General features: G+C 73.5%; 3 protein-coding genes and 1 pseudogene. 2 read left to right on the top strand and 2 right to left on the bottom strand.

Features of this window, described 5'->3' with window-relative positions; all coding sequences use genetic code 11:
• Window positions 1-470 precede the first annotated feature (470 nt).
• Entirely contained in the window at window positions 471-875 is a 405-nt protein-coding gene (locus M8H82_RS36260; protein ID WP_250079998.1) for a DUF4190 domain-containing protein, read from the top strand.
• A 39-nt stretch (window positions 876-914) separates the two neighbouring features.
• Here M8H82_RS36260 and M8H82_RS36255 read toward each other — a convergent pair whose 3' ends face one another.
• Both M8H82_RS36255 and M8H82_RS36250 read right to left on the bottom strand, forming a co-directional pair.
• Window positions 915-1,604: a response regulator transcription factor gene (locus tag M8H82_RS36255; RefSeq protein ID WP_250080000.1), complete on the bottom strand. Its 690-nt coding sequence runs from the start codon at window positions 1,602-1,604 to the stop codon at window positions 915-917.
• Window positions 1,605-1,615: 11 nt separating this feature from the next.
• A complete protein-coding gene (locus tag M8H82_RS36250) occupies window positions 1,616-3,934 on the bottom strand; it encodes a histidine kinase (protein WP_250079995.1) in 2,319 nt (772 codons plus the stop codon).
• Between the two features lie 137 nt (window positions 3,935-4,071).
• Here M8H82_RS36250 and M8H82_RS36245 point away from each other — a divergent pair.
• Window positions 4,072-4,312, top strand: a pseudogene (locus M8H82_RS36245) (hypothetical protein); the annotation flags it as partial.

The following is a 4,312-nucleotide window of genomic DNA, read 5'->3' as shown; positions in this document are numbered from 1 at the left end:
TGAACAACAGCTCCAGCGCCGCGGTTGGCAGCTCACCGAGGTCCACCGTGCCGTCCGGCAGCTCCGGGCGCCCCGCCGCGAGCCCCGCCAGCATCGAGACCAGATCGAGCACCATGAACGCCACGAACACGCCGGCGATCAGCACCACGAGTCCGAGCGGCGCACGCCACCAGCGGTGATGCCCGGTTCGACGCGCCATCCGGTGATAGGGAAGGGGTGGCGTGGCGGAAGCAGTAGTTGTCATGTCCAACAGCATCGCCCCGGCATCGCGCCGGTACGTCCGCCGGCCGCAGGATCAACGGCTCTACCAATGGGTGCAGACGGCGCTCAACCCGGGGTGGACCGGGGCCGGGTGAACCCGCTGTGCCCAGGGGGCGTTGTACGAAGGTGCACGGGTGGGTGAGGCGCCCTCCCGGTGGGCGTGATCGGCCGAACTGTGCCGGGCCCAGCGGATCATGGAGGAAGACGCGATGACACCCGTCCCCACGCAGGCCCCGGCACCCTTTGGCCCGTGCGGCTCGGCCACCCGCCCTCGCAACGGCTTCGCCGTGGCCGCCCCGCTGTTCGGCCTCGCGGCCCTGGTTCTGACCTGGACGGGGTTCGGCGGGATACTGCTGGGTCTGCTGGCCGTGATCCTGGGCGTGCTGGGCGTCCTGCGCAAGAGACGCGGCGTCGCCACCCGCGGTGTACTGCCGGTCATCGGCGCGGTGATCGGCACTGTCGCGGTCGCCACCTCGACGGTGGCGCTCGTCGTCGGGGTCTCGGTGCTTGAGTCCGAGGAGTTCCAGACCTACTCCGAGTGCGTCGACCAGGCCGTCGGCCAGGCCCAATGGGACCGGTGCGCCGAGGAGTTCGACCGGAGCATGCCGGACTGACCGGCCGCCGCCGGGCCCCCGCCGGGTCCGGTCACCGGCTCAGTGCGGTGCGGCGGGCGAGTCCTCCAGCGAGCCCTGGGGCCGGATCAGTCCGGACTCGTACGCCAGGATCGTCGCCTGTACGCGGTCGCGCAGCTGGAGCTTGGTGAGCAGCGCGTTGACGTGCGACTTGACCGTGCCGGTGGTCACGCCGAGCTGCACTCCTATCTCGGCGTTGGTCAGACCGGAGGCGATCAGCAGGAGCACCTCCCGTTCGCGCGGGGTGAGCTGGGCGAGTTGGCCGGAGATCTCCGGCGGCAGCGGGGCCCCTTGTGCGAACTGCCCGATCAGGCGCCGGGTGACGGTCGGGGCGAGGATGCCCTCGCCTGCGGCGACCACTCGGATCGCGGTGAGCACGTCCTCGGGCATGGCGTCCTTGAGCATGAACCCGGACGAGCCGGCGCGCAGCGCCTCGTAGACGTACACGTCCAGGTCGAAGGTGGTCAGGACGAGCACCTTCGGGCTGCGCTGCAGGGCGGTGATCAGCCGGGTGGCGGTGAGCCCGTCCATGCCGGGCATGCGGATGTCCATCAGGACGACATCGGGGGCGGTCTGTTCGGCGAGCGCTACCGCGCTGGCGCCGTCGCCCGCCTCACCGACCACGGTCAGATCCGGTTCGGCGTCGACGACGGCGGCGAATCCGGCGCGCACCACCGCCTGGTCGTCGACGACCAGTACGCGTATGGCGATGGCAGGACCTCCTACACGAGGGCCGGCACGTTGCCGGCCGGGATGGACACCCGCAGCGTACCGGCCCGGTCCACGCTCATCCGCCCCGCCGCCGACTCCGCCTGCACGCGCAGCCGTTCGGCGACGGGGCCGGCCGCCGCGAGGGGCACCCCGGTGACCGCGATGTGCACCTGGCCGCGCCGGCGGCGCAACGTCACCCGGACCGCGCCGCGGTCGCCGGCGCCGAGAGCCGCTTCCACCACCCGGTACACCGTCAGGGACACCGGTACCGGCAGGTCCTCGACGGCGCGCGGCAGTCCGCTGACGCTGACGTCGCGGCCGGTGGCGCGCAGGACCCGGCACAGTTCGGCCAGGTCGGCCGCGACGGGCTGTGGGGAGTGGTGTCCTTCGGTCTGCGTGGCGCCGCGCAGGCTGCGCAGGAGTTCCCGCATCGCCGCGAGCGCCGCACGGGCCTCGGCGGCCACCTCGTCCTGCTTCTTCTCGCCTGCCAGGGCCACCATGCGGGTGGTGCAGCGCAGGACGGTTTCGTGCAGTTCGGCGGCGATCAGGCGCCGTTCGGCGGCGGCTTCCAGCGCGGCCTGGTGCAGGGAGTGGCTGAACGCGTCCTCTTCGCGGGTGACGACCCGGATCCGTCGCCGCCGGACGCCCGTGCCGACGGCCCACAGGGTGACCAGCAGCGGGCCTGTCACGCACAGGATGAGCCATGCGGTCCAGCTCACCGCGCCCGGCTCGTCGCGCGGCAGTACCAGGATGTCGGCGGTCGCGGCCGTTACGGTCAGCGCTGTCACCAGGTTGGCGACGGCGGCGAGGGCGGCCCCGAGGGCACGCGCGGCGCGGCGGCCGTAGGCGGCGACCGCGTACACCGCCATCGCCTCGGTCACCATGGCGGACGGCAGCAGGCCGGCCCAGTCCGACGGCATCAGTCCGGCGGCGAACGCGGCGGGCACCAGCCAGGCGGTCGCTGCGACGCCCGTGAGCGCGGCCGCGGGGGCGCTGCGCCGCCACAGCAGGGGCAGGGCGTGCACGGTCAGCAGCAGGGTCAGGACCAGGGCGCCGAGGGTGTCGCCGGGAAGCGCGCCGTCCGCGACGCCGGACAGGGTCACGTACAGCGGCAGCGTCACGGCGGTCACGCCCAGCAGCACGTCAGCCAGGCGCTGTTCGCGCCGCAGGTCGCGGCGCCGCACGGCCGTGTCCGGCCGGACCGGTCCGGTGGTGTCGGGCAGGGCGGCGGTCACCCGCCAGCCGCCGTCGCCGTCCGGCTGCGCCGTCAGTTCGCCGCCCGCGGACGTCGCCCGTTCCCGCATGCCCGTGAGGCCGTTACCCGAACCCAGTCCGGTGGTGGCCCGGGTGCGCTCCTCGGCGGCGCGCGGCGCGCCGTTGGCGACCAGCAGGTGCAGGGCGCCGTCCGCGCGCCGGATCTCCACCCGCACCGGAGCGCCGGGCGCGTGCCGCAGCGTGTTGGTGAGGGCCTCGCGGACGATGCCGAAGGCCGCCTCGGCGGCGGGGCCTGCGAGGTCGTCGGGCAGGTCCGCTTCGACGGGGCGGCCCAGGCGGCTGAACCCGGTGATCAGCTCCCGCATTCTGCCGCTCATCGGCCGCGGGTCGGGGGCCTCGGTGTGCCGCATCGCGTCGGCCAGCCGGCGCAGCGCGCTCAGGGTCTCCTCGCCGGTGCGGACGGCGAACTCCATGGCTTCCTCGGCCAGTTCGGGCCGGGTGCTGCCGAGCCTGCGGGCCGCGTCCACAGTCACCACCACGGAGGTGAGGTGGTGGGCGCTCACGTCGTGCAGTTCCCGGGCGAGCCGGTGGCGTTCGTTGTCGGCGGCGTGCCGCCGTTCCTCCTCGGCCCGCGCCAGCTTTCCGGCCGCCGCCCACCGGCCGCTCAGCCACTGCCGCCGTGCCTCGCCGAGTCCCGCGCAGGGCACGTACATCGAGGCCGTGATGCCGAGCTGGGTCAGCGCCGCCGCGGCCGAACTCCCGTAGAGGAGGTCCGGAAGCCACACACAGCCGACGACGATGACCGTGCACAGGGCCGTAGTGCGTCCGCCGCAGCGGACCGCCACTGAGTAAAGAGCCACGAACACCGCCAGGTTGGCGAAGTGCTCGGGGGCGGCCAGCGTCCCGATCAGCATGCCGGCCACCGTCCCGGCGAGCGCGACCAGGGGCTCGCTGCGCCGCCGTCCCAGCGCGACGAGTTGCAGGACGAACCCTGCCACCATGCCCGCGGGCAGCAGGACTCCGGAGACCTCACCCGACGAGAGCACGATGGCGAGGATGCCCGCGTTGGGCAGCGTGAGGACGGTCGGCAGCAGCCAGTTGCGTATGGATTCCATGTCGGGTGTGAGCGTAGGCCACCCGCGCCGCGCCCGCGTCTGCCCCGGGTGGAGGGGGTGTCTCCACCCCGGGATAGAGGCCGTGTTCGTGCCGGTGGCGGACGCCCCGGCCGCACCGCGCGGAGATGCTGGTGCACATGACCGCTGAACCTCTGCTCACCGCGCTTCCCTACCACCGGATGGCGCGCTACACCGGGCATCACCGTTGGTGGCGTCCGGTGCTCGGACTCCTGCTTCTGCTCACCGGCCTGGTCGTCGCCTTCCTGGTGATCGACGCGGTGGTCCACGGTGCGGGTCCCGCCGCCGGGATGCGGGAGCTGCCGGACGGCTCGGTGCGGTTCGGTGATCGGGTGACGACGGCCATGGGGCTGTTGGTCG

It is taken from the genome of Streptomyces sp. YS415, assembly GCF_023544665.1.
Taxonomy (GTDB): Bacteria; Actinomycetota; Actinomycetes; order Streptomycetales; family Streptomycetaceae; genus Streptomyces.
Note: the sequence above shows the minus strand (reverse complement) of the source record. Positions and strands in the feature narration are given on the sequence as shown.